Origin of the sequence: Streptomyces yunnanensis (genome assembly GCF_029011865.1) — a bacterium.
Lineage (GTDB): Bacteria > Actinomycetota > Actinomycetes > Streptomycetales > Streptomycetaceae > Streptomyces > Streptomyces yunnanensis.
This window is the reverse complement of record NZ_CP095749.1, coordinates 8,257,317-8,275,715: the sequence shown is the minus strand read 5'-3', so window position 1 is coordinate 8,275,715 and position 18,399 is coordinate 8,257,317. Positions and strand designations below refer to the sequence as shown.

Here is an 18,399-nt window from a genome sequence, read left to right as displayed (position 1 = left end):
GAGTAAACGAGTGAGTATAAGGCGCTGTGCGATTCGAAGGAAATACGGGGTGGAATCGGATCGGGAATCGGATCCGGCGAAGGGGATTCCCGGCGGGCGGGTGCCGACGCCATCATGTCGGCACCCGCCCGGCACCGTTTCCGCCAACGCATCGCCCTTCAGCGGCGGTTGGGTACCCGTTCCCACCACGTGACCGTGCGCAGGCACCACTCCGCCGGGCCGTATCGGAAGCGGGCCAGCCACCAGCGGCTGAAGAGCGTCTGGAGGGTGAGGATCACCAGGGCCAGGACCATGGCGGTGCCCCAGTGGAGGGAGTGCCGCAGGTCGAGGAGCGGGGCGGCCGCGACGACCAGGAGGGTGGCGGTCAGGTAGTTGGTGAGCGCCATGCGGCCGAGCGGTTCGAGGACGGCGGACAGGGCCGTGCCCAGCGGGCTGCGCAACAGCAGGAGCAGGGTGACGGCGTAGGCGACGGCGGCCAGCAGCCCGGCCGCGGCGGCGATCCGGGTGGCATGGGCATCGGCGGGGTCGGTGGCGTACTGCCACCACAGCGCCGCCGCCGCGGCGGGCGCGGCCACCGCCAGCACCGCGGCGAGCGTACCGGTGCGCTGCTCCAGGGCGCGCGGCACGCCCAGACGGGCCACCGCGAGGCCGAGCAGGAACAGGCCGGGGATGGTGACGAGGCCGCCCGAGGCGAGCGTCACGGAGGCCAGGGTGAGGCCGCCGCCGGCGGCCAGGACGAGCGGGGTGGGCAGCCAGGTGGCGGGCAGCAGCACGAGCAGCCCGAAGATCGCGTAGGGAGTCAGCGCCTCGCCGGGGTGCAGCAGTTGGTGCGCCGCCCCCAGGAGGCCGAGCGCGATCAGACGCCGTACGAGGAGCAGCCGCGGCCGGTCCGAGCGGCGCGCGGCACCGTCGAGGAAGAGCGCGAAGCTGATGCCGAAGAGGAAGGAGAAGATCGGGAAGAAGCGCTCCTGGACGGCGAGGTCGAGGAACGCGCGGACGGGGTGGAGCTCGCCGGGGCGCGGTCCGAAGGCCATGGCGGTGATCTGCGGGATGTTCACCAGGAGAATGCCGCAGAGCGCGAATCCGCGGAGCGCGTCGAGGGCGCGGATGCGGCGGGCGGCGGGGCCCGGGGGCCGGGCCGGTGCGGGCGGTGCGGTGGCGGTGGTCGGCTGCATGGTTCCACCGTCGGCCGGCGGGGGTGCCCCGGGCCTCTGCCGTTCGGCCGGAATCGTGCGCAGGCCCTCGGCCGAACGGCCGATGCCGCGCCCGGCGCCACCCGCGGAGGGGGCCGGGCGCCGGTCAGCGGGAGCGGACCGTGCCGGTCTCCCAGGCCCAGGCGGCGATCTCCACGCGGTTGCGGACGCCCAGCTTGGTCTGGATGCTCCCGAGGTGGGTCTTCACGGTGCCGAGGGAGACATAGAGCTCCTGGCAGATCTCCTGGTTCGTACGGCCCCGGGCCACCAGCCTGGCCACGTCCGTCTCCCGGTCCGTGAGCGGGCTCGCGGGGCGTCCGTCGGCGGCCGGGCCGGGGTGCGGTCCGAGCCGTTCGAGCAGCCGCACCGTCACCGACGGGGAGACCAGCGCATCGCCGCGGGCCGCGGCCCGGACGGCCTCCACCAGCAGCCCGGGCCCGGCGTCCTTGAGGAGGAAGCCGCAGGCACCGCCCTGGAGGGCGCCGTAGACGTAGTCGTCCTGGTCGAAGGTGGTCACCACGACGACCCGGAGTGGATCGGTGGCGTCCGGTCCGGCGAGGATCCGGGTGACGTCCAGGCCGTCCAGTTCGGGCATCCGGATGTCCACCAGGCAGACGTCGGGGCGCAGCCGGCGGGCGGCCTCCACGCATGCCGCGCCGTCGGGGACCTCGGCGATCACCTCGATGTCCGGTTGGGCGTCGAGGATCAGCCGGAAGCCGGTGCGGACCATGTCCTGGTCGTCGGCGATCAGCACCCGGGTCGCGGGGACCCGGTGCGCGGGTTCCGGCGCGGGTGTGGACGGCGGGGAAGGGCTCACGGGTCCGATCGTGCCATGCCGCCTTCGGTATCCGGTCCCGCGCCGGGTCCCGGGTCCAGCACGGGGAACGACGCGGTCAGCTGCCAGCCGCCCTCGGGGGTGGGCCCGGCGGTGAGCGCGCCGCCGACCGCCTCGGCGCGTTCCCGCAGGCCGACCAGTCCGAAGCCGCCGCGACCACCTGCCGGGGCGGCGGTGCGCTCGGCCGCCGGGCCGTTGTGCACCTCGACGGTCAGCTGCCCGCCGCGGAGGGCGGCGCGGACGGTGACGGTGGCCGCCGCGGGCGCGTGCCGCCGCACATTGGTCAGGGCCTCCTGGACCGCGCGTTGGACGGAGGTCTCCACCTCGGGCGCGAGGCGGGCGCGGCGGGCGGCGGCGTCGATCCGGACCGTGACGTCCGGGCCGCCGCGCCGGGCGAAGTCGGCGGCCAGTTCGGCGAGCGCGGCGTACAGCTCGCCGGGCGCACCCCGCGGCCCTCCTCCTCGCGGAGGACGCGTACCAGGCGGCGCATCGAGTCCAGCGTCTCCAGGCCCGCCCGCTCGATGCCGAGCAGCATGGCGTCGACCCGTTCGGGGGCGGTCTCGCGGATCGTCCGGGCGGCCTGGGCCTGGACCACGATGCCGGTCACGTGGTGGGCGACGAAGTCGTGGAGGTCGCGGGCGAGTTCGAGGCGTTCGCCCTGCCGGACCGCGGCGACGGCGCGGGCCCGGCGGGCGTCCAGGGCGCGGAGGTAACAGCCCAGGCCGAGCGCCGCGCCGACGGCGAGGGTGAGGACGAAGGCGTAGTTGACGAGGTCGCCGTAGTGCCGCAGGCGCAGCGGGGCCGCGACGACGGCGGTGCCGAGCGCGACGCACAGCACGACGGCGGCTCGTGCGGGGGCGGCCCGGCGGGCGGTGCCCAGCAGCAGGCCGAGCAGCGCCGCGGTCTCCGGCAGGCCCCAGGTCCCGGCGGCGCTGCGGACGGGCAGCGCGACCAGTGCGAGGGTCACCGCCCAGGAGGCGGCCGCCGCGATCGCGGCACGGCGCCGTACGGACAGCCACCGGTGGGGCGCCAGCAGCAGCGCCGCGAAGAGCGGTGCGGCGGCGAGCGCGACGAAGTCCGCCGCGGTGTGCGGGTATCCGGTCAGCGGTTGCAGGCTCTCCCAGTCGGCGAGCCAGAGCAGGACGAGGAGCAGGTACAGCGCGCCGGTGGCCGTCCATCGGGCGCGGCGCGGGAGGGGTGCGTGCGGTTCCACTCCGGCAGGCTACGGAAGCGCCCGCCCGCGGCGGGTCGGCCGAACGGCCGACCCGCGCCCGTCATCGAGTGCGACACCGGGTCCTCCTACGGGAACACGACCGGCGCCCCGGCCGCACCGCGGGTCCCTCAGGCCGGGTCGTGGGGTGGTGGGGGCGGCATCGTGCCGATGTCGGGGGCCGGTTCGGGCCAGACCAGCAGGACCGGGCAGGGGGCGTGGTCGACCACGAAGCGGCTGGCGGGCGAGAGGCTGTGCGGGCCGAGGTGCCGGCGGTCGCCGTCGCGGGCGAGGATCAGCAGGTCGGCGCCGTCGGCGGCGGCGACCACCGCGCGTTCGGGGCGGCCGGGGCGCTCCTGGCGGGCGCAGGGGCGGGCCAGGCGGGCGGCGGCGGTGCGCAGGAGCGCGTCGGCGGAGGTGGCGGCCAGGTCTTCCAGGCGGGTGCCGGGGTCGCTCCCCCAGCCTTCGCCAGGGCCGTGCCCCCGGCTGTGGCCGCGGCCGAGCAGTCCGGCGTAGGCACCGTGGGCGGCGGCCGGGACGTCGGGGCCGGTGACGTGCAGCAGGACGATCTCGGCGCCCTCGGGGGCGTGGCGGCGGGCGGCGTCCACACAGGCGGGCCAGGTGCCCTCGACGATCCAGACGATGACGGTCACGCGGTCGGCCTCCGTGCTCAGCTTCCGAGGACGTGCAGCGACAGCCACAGTGCTACCACGGAGAGCACCAGCGCGGCGGGGACCACGAGCAGCCCGAGCAGGGTGAATTCGCCCAGTGCCACCTCCGCGTCGTGTTCCCGGACGATGCGCCGCCACAGCAGGGTGGCCAGCGAGCCGGCGTAGGTGAGGTTGGGGCCGATGTTGACGCCGAGCAGGACGGCGAGCACCGCGCCGGGCCCGGCGGGGGCGGTGAGCGGCACCAGTACGAGGGTGGCGGGCAGGTTGTTGATGACGTTGGCCAGGGCGGCGGCGAGCGCGGCGAGGCCCAGCAGGGCGGGCAGGGTGCCGCTGTGCGGGACCAGGTGGGCGAGGCCGGCGGCCAGCCCGTTGTCGACCACCGCGCGGACGACGATGCCCAGCGCCAGCACGAAGGCGAGGAACGGCAGGGCGGCGGAGCGGACGATCGCGGCGGGGGTGGTGCGGCGCCGGACCAGGGCGCGGGTCGAGAGCACCAGCGCACCGGCCAGCGCGGCCCAGACCGGGGCGATGCCGACGGCGGAGGCGAGCACGAATCCGGCCAGTGTGCCGGCCACGGTGACCAGGGCGAACAGCGGCAGTTGCGGTGGTTCGACGGGGGCCGGGGCGAGTGCTCCGGCGTCCAGGTCGGTGGCGAAGAACCGTCGCAGCACCACGTACTCGACGGCGATGGCGGCCAGCCAGGGCAGCGCCATCAGCGCGGCGAACCGGGTGAAGGTCAGCCCGCTGGCCGCGAACGCCAGCAGGTTGGTGAGGTTGGAGACGGGCAGCAGCAGGGAGGCGGTGTTGGACAGGTGGGTGCAGGCGTAGACGTGCGGCTTGGGGCGGGCGCCCAGGCGCGCGGCGGTGGCGAACACCACCGGGGTGAGCAGCACCACGGTGGCGTCCAGGCTCAGTACCGCGGTGACCACCGACGCGGCCAGGAAGACCTGTGCCAGCAGCCGGCGCGGACGGCCCCGCGCGCTGCGCGCCATCCAGGCGCCGCAGGCCCGGAACAGCCCCTCGTCGTCGCAGAGCCGGGCGAGCACCAGCACCGCGGCCAGGAACCCGATGACCGGTCCCAGCCGCTCGGCCTCGGCCCGCACGTGCTCCAGCGGGACCGCCCCGGTCGCGATCACCACGCCGGCCGCCGGGACCGCGACCACCGCCTCCGGCCAGCCCCGGGGCCGTACCACCGCGCAGACCAGGACGACCACGAGCAGCCCGACGGACAGTGCTTCGGCCAACGGCGTGTTCAGGATCGGCTCCTCGCGGACGGGCGAGGCGGCGACGCCTCGGGGAAGGGGGGAGCCCACGGTAACTTCCCGGCTCCGGGCCCCGGCCGGTCACCCGCCGCACCCGCCCGACGTGGCCCCGGCCGCCACCGAGGTGCACCGACCGTGGCCCCGCCCCCGTGCGAGACTCGCCCGATGATGATCCGACTCGCCACGGAACGGGACCTGCCCGGCTTCCTCGGTCTGGCCGCGCAGGTGGAGCAGTGGTTCGGGCCGATGGTCGAGGAGCCGGGCTTCCACCGCGCCGTCGAGCAGCACGTCCACCGCTCCGCCGCACTCGTCGCCGTCCCCTCCTCCGGCGGGCCGGCCCTGCTCGGCGGCCTGCTGTTCGGGGCCGACGCCTCGGGTTCCCCGGAGCCGCCGTGCCATCACGTCCATTGGCTCGTCGTCGCGGCACAGGCGCGGGGGCGGGGCGTGGGCCGTGCCCTGATGGCGGACGCGGTACGGCGGTTCGTGCCGGTTCCGGCGAGCATCGAGGTCGTCACCTTCGGGAGCGACCATCCCGGGGCCGAGGCCAGCGGGGCGCGCCGCTTCTACGCGTCGCTGGGCTTCGTCCCCGCCGAGCCCGCTCCGCCGGGGCCGGAGGGCGGTTCGCGCCAGGTGTACCGCCGGGCGTGGGAGCCTCGGGCCACCGACTGACCGCCGCGGCCCGGGGGGGGACGGCCGCCCGAACATCCCGTCGCGCGGGGGAAATTGGCGTGCGCGGCGGCGGTGGACGCTGCGATGATCCCCCGATGCCGGGCCGACGGCAGCCGGCGGAGAGGGAGCGGCGGATGACCACACAGCGCGGGTGGGCGGCCGGGCCGCCGGCGTCCGGGTGTCTGATCGTCTCGGGGATGCCGGGGGCCGGGAAGTCGACGGTGTCGCCGCTGGTGGCCGGGCACTTCGAGCGGGCGGCGCACATCAACGGGGACTTCCTGTCGTACATGGTCGTCCAGGGGCGGGTCGGATTCCTCGGCCGGCCCGCCGACGAGTCGCGGCGGCAACTGCTGCTGTGCGCCCGCAACATGTGCGCGTTGGCCGACAACTTCGCCGAGCACGGTATCTTCCCGATCATCGAGTACGCCATCGCCGACCGCGAACTCCTGGACCTCCTGGTCGGGTTGCTCGCGCCCCGCCCGGTGATGTTCGTGGTGCTGGCCCCGCCGCCGGAGGTATGCCGGCAGCGCAACGCCGCGCGCCCCGCCCGGGAACGCGTCGACTACGACATCGCCCCCTTCCACCGCGCGATGCACGACGAACTGGGCGGCGTGGGGTGGTGGTTGGACAGCACCGGGCAGACGCCCGAGGAGACCGCCGCGGGCATCGCGGCCGAGGCCCGGCACCGGGCCGTGCTCACCGGTGGTCAACTGTCGTAGTGCAGGGTGCCGTCCTCGTCCATGGTCGGGTGGATCTTCGTCGGACCGTAGTCGTCCACGTCCGACCGGCGGGGCGGTTCCGGGCCGTCGGGGCCGATCCTGACCATCCGCTCGATGCGGCAGATCTGGAACCTCTTGTCGTCCACCCGCACCTCGTTGGCGCGGCCGGCGGCCTTGAACTCCTCGGCGGCCTCGACGTACCGCTGGCGTTCGGCGGCGCTGAACTCGTAGAGCTGCGGCCAGAATTCGATCATCGCGTCGACGAGCAGCCGGCGCGCCTCGTGCGGGGTCGGCATCAGCGCTCCCCGCGGCTGCCAGCACCCGCGGCGGCGTTCGGCGACGCCGAAGCCGACGGGCAGCAGGACGACCTCCGGGTAGGCCGTGCGGGCCCGCTCGGACTCCTCGCGGACGGCGGCGGGGAAGCGCGCCCCGGAGTAGACGTAGCCCTGGAGCGCCACCTTCATGGCGACGACCATGGGGCTGGTCTCCCGGCCGGGGACGAGGGCGAAGTCCCGGTCCGGCGAGGGGGTGTCGCTCCGGCCGCCCCAGGCGCGGTCGGCCGGCTCGGGGTCGGTGGGCCGGGGCGGCTCCAGGCCGCTCCGGCCGGTGCGGGCGAACTCGTCGCCGCGGACGATGCGGTAGCGGGCGCCGCAGACCTTCAGGTCGTCGATCGGTTCGCGTTCCAACCGCGCGACGGCGGACAGCAGTTCGCGCCGCACCGCGGGATCGTCGGTGTCGTCCTTGGCCTTGAACCAGAGATGGGAGTTGAGGGTGTCCCGGGCGTCCTGCGGCGTGGCGTCGGTCACCGGTTTCAACAGGCGCCATTCGGGGGCGCGTTCGGCGTCCACGGGGTCGAGGACGGCGAGACCGAAGACCGGGCCGCGGAAGGCGAGGTCCGGGTAGCGGCGGGACGCGTCCACGGCGTCGGCCTCCACGACCCACTCGGCCGGATCGTCGCGCCGCACCAACTCCGCGTGGAGCCGGTCGATCTGTCGCTTCCAGTCATCGGTCATGAGCGCATTGTGGTCGCTGGCCGCGCCGATTTTGGCCGGAACCGTGGATGTGGCCCACTCCCGTGGGTGAATGTGGGGGAAGGTCTTGCCGCCCCGGCGCCGGGGCGGGTCGCGGAAGAGCCGAGAGAGGGACGGGATGGGCAGCGGAACGGGCAGGGGTACGGGCGCGGTGACGAGCCGGCAGCGCGGTGATCGACCGCCGCAGGCACACGCCACGTTCGGGGTCGGCGTCATCGTGCTGGACCCGGACGGGCGGATTCTGCTCGGTCTGCACCGTGCGGGGACCTGGGAACTGCCCGGCGGCAAGGTCGATCCCGGCGAGGGCGTGCGGCGCGCCGCGGCCCGGGAGCTGCGCGAGGAGACCGGGCTGGACACCGCGCCGGACGACGTCCGGGTCTTCGCGATGTTGCACGACGACCTGCACGGCCTGAACCGCATCACGATGGCGTCGCTCGTCACCCGCTACCAGGGCACGCCGTACGCCGCCGAGCCGCAGCACGTCAGCAGCTGGGAGTGGCACTCCCCCACCGCGCTGCCCGGCCCGCTGTTCACGCCGTCCGCGCAGATCCTCACCGTGTGGCGGCCGGAGCTGGAGATCTCCGCTCCGACGGCGCACCGGCTCGATGTGATGTGCGTCGGGACGACCTGAGGGAACGTCGACGGCACTCGGGCGGTGCGGCTGATTTCGGCCACCGTCGGTCCCGGTACGGGCGGGCGGTGGCGCGGCACGGTGCGGTGCGGAAACCGGCTGCGGACGGTGCGCCGGCCCGGCGACCATGGGGGCATGCACTCGACATCAGCGCACCCGACGGTGCACCGGCTCGACCTGGGCTACTTCGTCCGGCCGGCGTCGGAGACCGGCGGCCCGGAGCCCCGCGTGGAGCCGGCACTGGCCTATCTGGTGGAGCACGACCGGGGACTGCTCCTCTTCGACACCGGCATCGGCGCCGCCGACCCGGAGACCGAGGCCCACTACCGCCCCCGACGCCGCCCGCTCCAGGCCGCGTTGGCCGGCGTCGGGGTGGCCCTCGCGGACATCTCGCTCGTCGTCAACTGCCATCTGCACTTCGACCACTGCGGCGGGAACCCGCTGTTGGCCGGGAAGCCCATCCTGGTGCAGGACGTGGAGTTGGCCACCGCCCGCCGGGGCGACTACACCATCGACGAGCTGATCGACTTCCCCGGGGCGCGCTACGAGCAACTGACCGGCGAGGCGGAGGTCTGGCCGGGCGTCCGGGTCGTCCCGACGCCCGGCCACACCGACGGGCACCAGTCGCTGGTCCTCCACCACCCCGACGGCACGGTGGTACTGGCCGGCCAGGCCCACGACTTCGCCTCGCACTACGCCTCGGACCACCTGGCCCGGCAGGCCGCCCTGGACGGCGCGGCCCGGCCGCTCCCGGGCTACCGCCGGTGGCTCGACCGGCTCGCCGCCTTCGCTCCACGGCGGGTGTACTTCGCCCACGACTGCTCGGTCTGGGAGCCGCCGCACGCCCCATGACGCACCGCGGGCCGGGGTCGCCCGGTCGTCGCGCGGCCCCTCGCGGGTACGGTGCACCATGACCACCCACCGCACCGTCATCCACCCCGTCCCGTACCACTCCCAGTGGGCCTCGCCCGAACTCGTCCCCGCGCTCCTCGCCGGGACGACGTCGGCCACCGAGGACCCCCGCTGGCCGGAGTACGGCGCCCGGACCCCCGAGGAATACGCCTGGTGGTCCTGGCGCCTGTGCGGGATGGCCTGTCTGCGGATGGCGTTGGAGTTCTGGCGGCACTCCGCCCCCACCGCCATGGAGCTGGCCGCCGAATGCCTGGACGCCGGCGCCTACGTCCGCCATGCGGAGGGCCTGCACGGTTTGATCTACGCACCGTTCGCCGCCTACGCGGAACGCCGTTGGGGTCTGAGCGCCGAGTCCCGGCCCGACCTGCCCCGGGAGGAGATCCCCGCGCTGGTCGGCGCCGGCCGGCTCGTCCTGCTCTCCGTCCACCCCTCCATCCGGGACGCCGACCCCGAACCGCCGCGGCGGGGCGGCCATCTGGTCCTGGCCGTCGGCGTCACCCCGGACCACGTCGTGATCCACAATCCGTCCGGACTCCCCGGCCACTCCCAGGAGTTCGCCCACGTCGAGTGGCGGCGGCTGGACCGGGTCTACGCCGGACGCGGCGTCGTCCTGGGGCAGCACCGGAACTAGGGTCTGCCCGATGGGTCAGGGCAGCGGGCGCCGGCCGTATGCCTCAAACTCCCTCCCCATAGAGGCTGTTGACCTCACCGAAATCGAGGAGAACCCTCCCCACTCCTGGTAATTGCTTGAGCAAGCAGTTACGTTATGGCCGTGATCGGATTTGAGTCGATGTCACAGGGCAGCTCCGCGGCACTCGCCGGCGACGCGGAGGACGAGCGCTGGTGCATGGCGGTGCGGCTGTTGGGCCGGGTGGAGAAACAGCTGGACGCGACCCTCCAGCGCCGCCACGGCCTGCCGCTCTCGGAGTACCGGGCACTGTGCGCGCTCAGCCGCCCGGACAGCGGGCCGGCGCTCCGGATGGGCGAACTCGCCGACCGGATCGGCCTGCAGGACAGCACGGTCACCCGCCTGATCGGCCGGCTGGAGGCGCAGGACCTGGCAGAGCGCGCCGCCGCCCCCGGCGACGGGCGGGCGGTCGCGGCCCGCATCACCGCAGCCGGCCGACAGCGGTACACGGAGGCGACCCCCACCTACCGGGCGGCGCTCGGTGCCGCCCTGGAAGCCTCCATGGCCAATGTCTACCTCGCCGACCTCGCGGCGTGGGTGCGCACCGGCGAGTCGGCCGTCGGGGACACACCCCACGCGCCCGAAGGGAACTCCTGATGACCGATGCCGTCGACCACTACGCACGGCTGCTCGCCGAGCACTACACCTGGATGCTGGGCGGCGACATACCCGCCGCCGCGTCGGGCCAGCTCGAACTCCTGCGGAAGCTGGGCGTGCACGCGGAATGGGGCACGTCCGAGGCGTCGGACGACGCGCGCGGGGAGGCCGTCGCCGTCGATCTGGGCTGCGGGCCCGGTACCCAGACGCTGGCCCTGGTCCGCCTCGGGTTCGCGCCCGTCGTCGCCGTGGACACCAGCGCGCACCTGCTGGCCGAGCTGACCGCGACCCACGCGGGGACCGGCGGCGCCGCGGAGGCGCTCCGTCCCCTCCGGCGGGACCTCCGCGGCGCCCTCGCCGAGGCGGCGCCCGCGGACTCGGTGGCCGCCGTGGTGTGCATGGGCGACACCCTGCCGCACCTGCCCGCCAAGACCGACGTCATCGAGCTGCTCGGCGACGTGGCACGCGCGCTCCGCCCCGGCGGCCATTTCGTCGCCACCTACCGCGATCTGACGGCGGCGCTGCACGGCACGGACCGCTTCCTGCCGGTCCGCAGCTCGGACGACCGCCTGCTGACCTGCTTCCTCGAATACGTCGACGACGACACGGTGCTGGTCCACGATCTGTTGCACACCCGCTCGGCGGCGGGTTGGGAACAGCGGACCAGCAGCTATCCGAAGCTGCGGATCCCGGCGCAGTGGCTGGTGGAGCAGTGCCGCGCCGCCGGCCTGGAGGTGCGGCACGACGAGACCGGGCCGCGGGGGATGCGGGTCCTGCACGCCGTCAAGCCGTGACCGGATCCGGTCGGCGCGACACCCTCCCCCCCTTATGGGTGATGGCCAACTCGCTTCATTTCCAAGGAACATGAAAGGGATCGTGCGGCCGGAACGCACTCCATGAAGCCGGCGCGGCCGCGGGGAGGGGACCGGTGACGGGCTTGCAGCGCGGCGGAAGCGGGCGGGAGGGGCGTCGACGCATCCCGTTCGGGGCCATCGGCCTCACCCTCGCGCTGGCGTGCAGCATCGCCGGCATCGTCTGGACCGCCGGCCTCGACGAGACCGGCGTGGAGGTCGCCCCGCCGGGCGGCGACACGCTCCGCCCCGCCGCCACCCCCGCACCGCCGCCGTCCCCGCACCGCGCCGCGCCCTCCCGCCCTTAGCGCCGCGGCAGTTGGCGCGCCGGCGGTGCCACCCGGCCGCGGCGTGCCCGGCGCGGCGCGCCCCGTCTCCTCGTGCCCGTCCTGAAGTATGGGACAAAAGGTGCGTACACCCGCAGAACTCCGCGGGTGCCGCGTCACCCGCCGAACCCGCCGCACCCATCGCAGCAGAACGAGGGCACGTCCCATGGAGATGCACCAACCGACCGCACCTGCCGCGCCCCGGAACCCCGGCCTGAAACGCGACATCGGGCTGGTCGGGCTCATCTGGACCTCGGAAGGGTCCATCATCGGATCCGGATGGCTGTTCGGGGCGCTGTTCGCGGCGCAGGCGGCGGGCACCGCGGCGCTGGTCTCCTGGGGCATCGGGGCGGTGGCCATCGTCATCCTGGCGTTCGTCCACGCCGAGCTGGGGGCGATGTACCCGGTCGCGGGCGGCACCGCGCGCTTCCCGCACTACGCGTTCGGCAGCGCGGCGGGCGCGTCCTTCGGCTGGTTCTCCTGGCTACAGGCGGTCACCGTGGCGCCGATCGAGGTGATGGCGTCGCTGAACTACCTCAGCGTGCACGCCCCCTGGGTGCAGACCGGCAAGAACCACCTCACCCCGGCCGGCTACGGGCTCGCGGTCGCCTTCATGGCGTTCTTCGTCGTCGTCAACTTCTTCGGCATCAGGTGGCTGGCCCACACCAACAGCGTGGCGACCTGGTGGAAGCTGGCCGTCCCCGTCGTCACCATCATCGTGATGGGGGCCGCGGCCTTCCACCCGGGGAACTTCGGATACCAGGGCTTCGCGCCCTTCGGCGCCAGGGGCATGCTCTCGGCGATCAGCACCAGCGGCATCATCTTCGCCCTCCTCGGCTTCGAGCAGGCCGACCAGTTGGCGGGCGAGAGCCGCAATCCTGCGCGGGACATCCCGCGGGCGGTGATCGGCTCGATCTTCATCGGCGTGTTGGTCTACGTCGCCCTGCAGGCGGTGTTCATCGGGGCGCTCCCGCGCACCGCCTTCGCGCACGGCGGCTGGGCCGATCTGACGTTCAGCGGCAAGGCGGGGCCGTTCGCGGGGCTCGCCACCTCCATCGGCCTCGGCTGGTTGGCGACGCTCGTCTACATCGACGCGGTCGTCTCGCCGTCCGGTACCGGCCTGGTCTATGTGACGGCCACCTCCCGGGTCTCGTACGGGCTGTCCCGCAACGGCTACGTGCCGGCGGTCTTCGAGCGGACCACCCGGCGCGGCGTGCCGTGGTTCGGGCTGCTGGTGGCGTTCGTCGTCGGGCTGATCGTCTTCCTGCCGTTCCCCACCTGGCAGAAGCTGGTCGGCTTCGTGACCTCGGCGAGCGTTTTGATGTACGCCGGTGCCCCGCTCGCCTTCGGCTGCCTGCGGAAGCAGGATCCCCACCGGCCGCGTCCGTACCGGTTGCCCGGTGGGCTGTTCTGGGCCCCGGTGGCCTTCATCGTCGCCAACCTGATCATTTACTGGGCCGGTTGGGACACGCTGTGGCGCCTCGGGGTGGCGATCGTCCTCGGCTATGTCGTCCTGGGGGGCTCCGCGCTGCTGAAGCTCAACCCCAAGGCCCCGCGCCTGAACTGGCGGAACGCGCAGTGGCTGCCGGTGTATCTGCTGGGCATGGGGGTGATCTCCTGGCAGGGCGGCTTCTGCAGCACCGGACCGGCGGCCAAGGTGTCCTGCGGCGCAACCGACGCCCTTCCGCTGTGGTGGGACATCGCGCTCATCGCCGCCTTCAGCCTCGTCATCTACTTCTGGGCGCAGGCGGTGCGGCTGCCGGACGAGGAGACGCGGGAGTACATCGGATCGGTGGAGGTCGTGCCAGGGGCGTGAGCGGAGCCGCGGCGCGGGGCTCGCGGGAAAAACCGGACGTGGCGCGGCCGTCACGGGGCCCGTGGCGGGGTTCGACGGGGCGGCGGGCGGGGTTTCCCGCGGCACGTGGGGCGTCCGGTCGGCGCGCCTCGGCGCGGCGCACCAGGCGGGCGCGGGGGCGCTCCGGCCGACGGGTCCGACCTGGGCGTACGTCGCCGTACGTCGTATGACGCCGTAGCCTCGCCAGGGACCACGGAGCCGGGCAGCGGGACGGGGAGGGCCGATGGGCACGGTGGACGGACGCGGGCAGCCGGAGGGGTCCGGGGACGGCGGGCGGGGGGAGCCGGACGCGCGGAACATCCGGACGGTGGAGGACGTACTCCGGCTGCTGGACGGCCTGTTCGCGCCGGCGGCCGACCGCTGGACGGCGGACGGCGCCACCTGGTGGGACGGGTTCTACGCGGACCGCGACCGGCCGGTGCCGTTCTTCGTGGCGAAGCCCGACGAGAACCTCGTGTCGTACCTCGACCGCGGGCTGATCACCGTCGGCCGGGCACTGGACCTGGGCTGCGGTCCTGGCCGCAACGCGCTGCACCTGGCCTCGCTGGGCTTCGAGGTGGACGCCGTCGACCTCTCCCCCGCCGCCGTCTCCTGGGCCCGGGAGCGGGCCCGCGAGGCGGGGGCCGCCGTCCGCTTCCACTGCGGCGACGCCTTCGCCGCCCTCGCCGACCCGGACACCGGGCTCGGCGGCCCCTACGACCTGGTCTACGACTCCGGCTGCTTCCACCATCTGCCGCCGCACCGCCGGATCAGCTATCTCGCCCTCCTCGACCGGACCCTGGCCCCCGGCGGCCACTTCGGCCTCGCCTGTTTCGCGGCCGGGGCGATGGGGTCCGAACTCCCGGACGCCGACTTGTATGGCGGAGGGGGGCTGCACGGCGGCCTCGCGTACACCCCGGAGTCGTTGCGCGCGCTGTTCGTGGATCTGACGGAGGTCGAGCTGCGCCGGATGCGGGACGAGCCGCCGCAGTCCCCCGCGTTCGGTGAGGCGTTCCTGTGGACGGCGTTGTTCCGGCGCCCGGCCCGGAGGTAGTCGCGCGGCGTGCGCCGGTCGCGTGCACCGACACACCACATGTTTTCTCACTTGCGCAAGTTTCGGGGGTACTGTCTGCCTGTCGTGGCTCCGTCCGGGCAGGAGGCCAAGGTTGGGTGCCGTCAGCTTTCCCGTGCGCGGGACGACCCGCGCCGCAACGGTGTGGGGTCGGATCCTCGGCCGGGGGTCCCTGGTCCGCCGGCTCGACTGGATGTTGTTCGGCGCGGCCTTCGCGCTCTCCGTGATCGGCGCGCTGCTGGTCTTCTCCGCGACCCGCGGGCGGATGCAACTCAACCAGGGCGACCCGTACTTCTTCGTGGTGCGGCACCTCATCAACACCGGGATCGGCCTCGCCCTCGGCGCGCTCACCCTGTGGTACGGCCACCGGCGCCTGCGCGACACCGCGGCCGTCCTCTACGTCGTGACGGTGCTGCTGGTGACGCTCGTGCTGACGCCGGTCGGCGCGACCATCAACGGCTCCCGGCGGTGGATCGTGATCGGCGGCGGCATGTCGATCCAGCCCGCCGAGTTCGTCAAGGTCGCGATCATCATCGCCATGGCGGTGGCGCTCACCGCACGGGTGGACGCCGGCGACCTGATCGAGCCGGACCGGCGGGGCATCGTCCGGGCGCTCGCCCTGGGCGGGGTCCCGGCGCTGCTCGTCCTGCTCACCCCCGATCTCGGGCAGGCGCTCGGCATCGCGGCGATCGTGCTGTGCATGCTCGTCGCGGCGGGGGCGCCGAAGCGCTGGGTCCTGGGGCTGCTGGGGATCGGCGTGGCGGGCTGCCTGGCCGTCTGGCAGTTCCACCTGCTGGACCAGTACCAGATCAACCGGTTCGCGGCGTTCGCCGACCCCGCGCTCGACCCGTCGGGCGTCGGCTACAACACCAGTCAGGCGAGGATCGCCATCGGCGCGGGCGGGCTGACCGGCTCCGGGCTCTTCCACGGGGCCCAGACCAACGGGCAGTTCGTGCCCGAGCAGCAGACCGACTTCGTCTTCTCGGTCGCCGGGGAGGAACTGGGCTTCCTCGGCGCGGGCCTGATCATCGTCCTGATCGGGGTGGTGCTGTGGCGGGCCTGCCGGATCGCGCGGCACTGCCCGGATCTCTACGGCACGGTCACCGCGGCCGGGATCGTCGGCTGGCTGGCCTTCCAGGCGTTCGAGAACATCGGGATGAACCTCGGCATCATGCCGGTCACCGGGCTGCCACTGCCGTTCGTCAGCTACGGCGGGTCGTCGATGTTCGCCGGCTGGGTCGCCGTCGGGCTGCTGCAGTCGATAAAGGTCCAGCGGACGATGTCGGCCTGAGCGGACGGGCGGCGGCGCCACGGCCCGGCGGGGGCGCGGGCCCCCGTGCCGGGACCGGCCGGGCCGGCGGGCGGCTACGCGCCGGCGAACAGGCGGCGCAGCCGGCTGCCGTTGGCGAGCACGACGACGCCCGCCAGCGCGAGCCCGCAGACGCCCTGCTCCACCTTCAGCCACGCCGGGAACGGGCCGGGGACCGCGATGATCACGGCGATCGCCGCCGTCATGACGGCGGAGACGATCCGCAGCCTGCGGTAGGCGCCGCGGGACCCACGGGCCGTCCCGGCGGCGAAGAGGTAGGTCAGCACGGCGCTGACGACGACGATGCTCGCCCGCACCCAGACCGCGTCGTTGACGACGGCGGGATCGCCGCGGAGCAGGTAGACGGCCGCGAGGGTGAGCGCGCTCAGGCCGAGGTAGCCGGCGACCAGCAGCTTTATGCCTCGTAAGGCACCGGTGGTGCGGGGGTGTTGGAGAGCTTCGGGGGGAAGTGCTGTGGGGCGCGGGCTCCGGGCGTTCATGGTGGTGGTCCCTTCTGTCGTCCGGAGCGGCGGCGCGCCCCTGCGTACGGTCACCTCCAGCATCCGGTCGCCCCGGCGGACGTTCATCACCCACGCGGACGACGCGCCGGGCGCCCGGCCTCGGGGGGCGGTCGGGGGCAACCCGTACGGGCTCCCGCCACCGGGTCTCGGGGTTGCCGCCCGACGGGCCGGGCGCCGCTTCCGAGGGCGCGCCGGTCGGCCCGTACCGTCCGGTGCAGCTGCCGCCGGGGCGGGCCCGGTTCATCACCCGTAAACGGGGTGTGCAGCTGGTGCAGACGGCCTGGTTACCGGGCGGTCAGGGCGCGCCGGAGGCGGCTGGGGAGCGGTTGACGTGGGCTGATTTGCCCCGGGCCGGGGGCGGTGTGCGACAGTGGGCCCTCCGGTCGGCCGGGCGTTTCGCCGTGTGCGGCGGTGGCCGCCGGAATTCTGACATCCCCCATCCCCGAACGACGGTTCAGGCCGCGCCGTGCGCGGATCCTGCCCGTACGTCCGCCCCTCCCCGAGCGATTTCTTCCCCCTGAGAGCGATGCAGGCGACGACTCTTCTCCCCCGGACCACGGACCTGTTCACCCAGGGCCTGGAGTCGCAGAGCGGCTCCGCGCTACTGCGTTTCGGCGCCGCGCGGCCCCGCCCGGCCGGCCGGATCAGCTGGTCCGGCGAGGGTGCGGTGGCCTGGCTCGACGAGCCGCGCGGCCATCTCTGGAGCGTCGGCGAGCCGACCGCGGCGGCCGGTCTCGTGCTTCGCGCCACCCATCAACTCCCGGATTCCGTAAGGGAGTTCACCGCACCGCGGGGCACCGAGGCGCTGCTCGGTCGGCACCTTGCGGTGACCGACCCGATCGCCTGGGACTTCCGGTGGACGCTGGCCGAGCCGCCGGCCCATCCGGCGGAGGAGCGGGTGGTCCCGCTGGACGAGACGCACCACGACGAGTTGCTCGCCTTCCTCACCGAGCACAGCCCGGCGCACTCCACCGGGCCCGGCTCCGCGGACGTCAGCCTGTGGAGCGGGATCCGCGGCACGGACGGCTGGCTGGTGGCGTGCGGCGCGCTGAGCAGCCTGCGGGACAGCGGCGCCCCGCTGATGGCGTCGGTCGCCACCGACGCGGCCCAGCGCGGCCAGGGCCTGGGAGCCGCCCTGACGTCGTGGCTGACCCGGTACGCCGTCCGCCGGTACGGCTTCTGCACCCTGTGGCAGCTCGCCGACAACGCCCCCGCCGACCGGCTCTACACCCGCCTCGGCTACCGCAACGAGGACCCCTGCGTGGCCGGGCGGATCAGTGGGCGCTGACCGCGGCGCGGCTGCGGGGCGGCCGGTGGTGGCGGTGGTGCAGGAGGGCGTGCAGGCGCCCGGCGCGGCGGCCGGCGGACTCGGGCCGCAGCGGCGGGAGGGCGTCGGTCAGGAAGAAGAGGTAGGCCAGGACCTGTATCACCCAGCGGTCGAAGGCGACGAGGCCGCGGAACTGGCTCCGGGGGTAGTGCCCGGTGCGGAGCAGCGTGGCGGCCGGTGAGCTGAAGACCAGGATCGTCAGGGCGACCAGTGCCAGGACGGCGGACAGCCCGCCGATCCACCACACGAGTCGGAAGACCACGCCGACGAGCGCCACCAGCAGGAGCTGCGGGAGGGCGCGCAGCCGCGACAGGAGCAGCCCGGGTCCGCGGGGCAGGTGTTCCGGGCGGTCGATGAACAGGCGGGCGGGGTAGTCGGAGACCGCGCCGAGGGTGAAGGGCGGGTAGCGGTCGGTGGCCAGCGCCCCGTAGGAGTAGTAGGCCACGCGCCAGGCCCAGCGCAGCACGCCGGTGCTGAAGAGGAACAGCCACCGGGGGTAGCGCCCGGTGAAGAAGATCACCGGGAACGCCAGCGCGGTGGCGATCAGGAAGCCGATGCCCAGGGCGGTCAGCAGGAAGTGGTGCGGGACGAGGAGCAGCCACTTCACCGCCCAGAGCCAGCGGGACAGCGGCTCGTCCAGGTCCGCCTCGACCCGTACCGGCTGGTACTCCGCGGCGATCGTCGACATGGCCGTCAGCTCCTTCCGCCATAGTGGCCGGATCCGGCCGGAGCGCCCCTTCC

21 protein-coding genes are annotated in these 18,399 nt (G+C 74.2%); 12 read left to right on the top strand and 9 right to left on the bottom strand.

Annotation, left to right across the window (positions count from 1 at the left end; genetic code table 11):
• Positions 1-158: 158 nt before the first annotated feature.
• From MOV08_RS36190 to MOV08_RS36165, 6 genes are all read right to left on the bottom strand, one after another.
• Positions 159-1,175 carry a DUF418 domain-containing protein gene (locus MOV08_RS36190; RefSeq protein ID WP_275310422.1) on the bottom strand — a complete coding sequence of 339 codons (1,017 nt, stop codon included), beginning with the start codon at positions 1,173-1,175 and terminating at the stop codon, positions 159-161.
• A gap of 124 nt (positions 1,176-1,299) precedes the next feature.
• Positions 1,300-1,947 carry a response regulator gene (locus MOV08_RS36185; protein WP_205369485.1) on the bottom strand — a complete coding sequence of 216 codons (648 nt, stop codon included), beginning with the start codon at positions 1,945-1,947 and terminating at the stop codon, positions 1,300-1,302.
• A 59-nt stretch (positions 1,948-2,006) separates the two neighbouring features.
• Positions 2,007-2,351, bottom strand: coding sequence for an ATP-binding protein (locus tag MOV08_RS36180; RefSeq protein WP_275310421.1), 345 nt, complete (start codon positions 2,349-2,351; stop codon positions 2,007-2,009).
• Entirely contained in the window at positions 2,312-3,241 is a 930-nt protein-coding gene (locus tag MOV08_RS36175) for a histidine kinase dimerization/phosphoacceptor domain-containing protein (protein ID WP_275310420.1), read from the bottom strand. Before MOV08_RS36175 ends, MOV08_RS36180 begins: the two co-directional genes overlap by 40 nt.
• A gap of 128 nt (positions 3,242-3,369) precedes the next feature.
• Positions 3,370-3,891: a universal stress protein gene (locus tag MOV08_RS36170; protein ID WP_039638503.1), complete on the bottom strand. Its 522-nt coding sequence runs from the start codon at positions 3,889-3,891 to the stop codon at positions 3,370-3,372.
• A 17-nt stretch (positions 3,892-3,908) separates the two neighbouring features.
• Positions 3,909-5,165: an SLC13 family permease gene (locus MOV08_RS36165; RefSeq protein WP_275312005.1), complete on the bottom strand. Its 1,257-nt coding sequence runs from the start codon at positions 5,163-5,165 to the stop codon at positions 3,909-3,911.
• Between the two features lie 171 nt (positions 5,166-5,336).
• Here MOV08_RS36165 and MOV08_RS36160 point away from each other — a divergent pair, with 171 nt between their 5' ends.
• Together MOV08_RS36160 and MOV08_RS36155 are read left to right on the top strand one after the other, a co-directional pair.
• Positions 5,337-5,840: a GNAT family N-acetyltransferase gene (locus MOV08_RS36160; RefSeq protein WP_275310419.1), complete on the top strand. Its 504-nt coding sequence runs from the start codon at positions 5,337-5,339 to the stop codon at positions 5,838-5,840.
• Positions 5,841-5,974: 134 nt separating this feature from the next.
• Positions 5,975-6,559 carry an AAA family ATPase gene (locus MOV08_RS36155; protein WP_275310418.1) on the top strand — a complete coding sequence of 195 codons (585 nt, stop codon included), beginning with the start codon at positions 5,975-5,977 and terminating at the stop codon, positions 6,557-6,559.
• On the opposite strand, the gene MOV08_RS36150 is transcribed toward MOV08_RS36155, so the two are convergent.
• Positions 6,547-7,572: a DUF5954 family protein gene (locus MOV08_RS36150; protein WP_275310417.1), complete on the bottom strand. Its 1,026-nt coding sequence runs from the start codon at positions 7,570-7,572 to the stop codon at positions 6,547-6,549. The two genes, MOV08_RS36155 and MOV08_RS36150, sit on opposite strands and share 13 nt — an antisense overlap.
• Positions 7,573-7,708: 136 nt before the next feature.
• Between MOV08_RS36150 and MOV08_RS36145 the strand changes: the two genes are divergently transcribed.
• The 9 genes from MOV08_RS36145 to rodA all read left to right on the top strand — a co-directional run bounded on the left by MOV08_RS36145 (position 7,709) and on the right by rodA (position 15,792).
• Complete coding sequence (locus tag MOV08_RS36145; protein ID WP_052287090.1) at positions 7,709-8,221, top strand: nucleotide triphosphate diphosphatase NUDT15; 513 nt, start codon at positions 7,709-7,711, stop codon at positions 8,219-8,221.
• A gap of 135 nt (positions 8,222-8,356) precedes the next feature.
• A complete protein-coding gene (locus MOV08_RS36140) occupies positions 8,357-9,073 on the top strand; it encodes an N-acyl homoserine lactonase family protein (RefSeq protein WP_275310416.1) in 717 nt (238 codons plus the stop codon).
• A 58-nt stretch (positions 9,074-9,131) separates the two neighbouring features.
• The gene (locus MOV08_RS36135; RefSeq protein ID WP_275310415.1) at positions 9,132-9,764 is read left to right on the top strand and encodes a C39 family peptidase; all 633 of its coding nucleotides are present in this window, start codon (positions 9,132-9,134) and stop codon (positions 9,762-9,764) included.
• A 141-nt stretch (positions 9,765-9,905) separates the two neighbouring features.
• The gene (locus tag MOV08_RS36130; protein ID WP_275310414.1) at positions 9,906-10,418 is read left to right on the top strand and encodes a MarR family winged helix-turn-helix transcriptional regulator; all 513 of its coding nucleotides are present in this window, start codon (positions 9,906-9,908) and stop codon (positions 10,416-10,418) included.
• Complete coding sequence (locus MOV08_RS36125) at positions 10,418-11,212, top strand: class I SAM-dependent methyltransferase (RefSeq protein WP_039638498.1); 795 nt, start codon at positions 10,418-10,420, stop codon at positions 11,210-11,212. The genes MOV08_RS36130 and MOV08_RS36125 overlap by 1 nt, the downstream gene beginning before the upstream one ends.
• Positions 11,213-11,346: 134 nt before the next feature.
• Entirely contained in the window at positions 11,347-11,577 is a 231-nt protein-coding gene (locus MOV08_RS36120) for a hypothetical protein (RefSeq protein ID WP_039638497.1), read from the top strand.
• A gap of 184 nt (positions 11,578-11,761) precedes the next feature.
• On the top strand, positions 11,762-13,411 hold the full coding sequence (locus MOV08_RS36115) for an APC family permease (protein ID WP_275310413.1): 1,650 nt from the start codon (positions 11,762-11,764) through the stop codon (positions 13,409-13,411).
• 262 nt (positions 13,412-13,673) lie between these two features.
• Complete coding sequence (locus MOV08_RS36110; RefSeq protein ID WP_275310412.1) at positions 13,674-14,483, top strand: class I SAM-dependent methyltransferase; 810 nt, start codon at positions 13,674-13,676, stop codon at positions 14,481-14,483.
• Between the two features lie 112 nt (positions 14,484-14,595).
• Entirely contained in the window at positions 14,596-15,792 is a 1,197-nt protein-coding gene (gene rodA / locus MOV08_RS36105; protein WP_052287088.1) for a rod shape-determining protein RodA, read from the top strand.
• A 74-nt stretch (positions 15,793-15,866) separates the two neighbouring features.
• Here the strand turns inward: rodA and MOV08_RS36100 are convergent, their stop codons facing one another.
• Positions 15,867-16,310 (bottom strand): hypothetical protein, encoded by a 444-nt coding sequence (locus MOV08_RS36100; protein WP_275310411.1) that lies wholly within the window; start codon positions 16,308-16,310, stop codon positions 15,867-15,869.
• A gap of 547 nt (positions 16,311-16,857) precedes the next feature.
• On the opposite strand from MOV08_RS36100, the gene MOV08_RS36095 reads away from it, so the two are divergent.
• On the top strand, positions 16,858-17,619 hold the full coding sequence (locus tag MOV08_RS36095) for a GNAT family N-acetyltransferase (protein WP_275310410.1): 762 nt from the start codon (positions 16,858-16,860) through the stop codon (positions 17,617-17,619).
• On the opposite strand, the gene MOV08_RS36090 is transcribed toward MOV08_RS36095, so the two are convergent.
• The gene (locus MOV08_RS36090; RefSeq protein ID WP_275310409.1) at positions 17,606-18,346 is read right to left on the bottom strand and encodes a DUF4389 domain-containing protein; all 741 of its coding nucleotides are present in this window, start codon (positions 18,344-18,346) and stop codon (positions 17,606-17,608) included. The two genes, MOV08_RS36095 and MOV08_RS36090, sit on opposite strands and share 14 nt — an antisense overlap.
• Positions 18,347-18,399 lie beyond the last annotated feature (53 nt).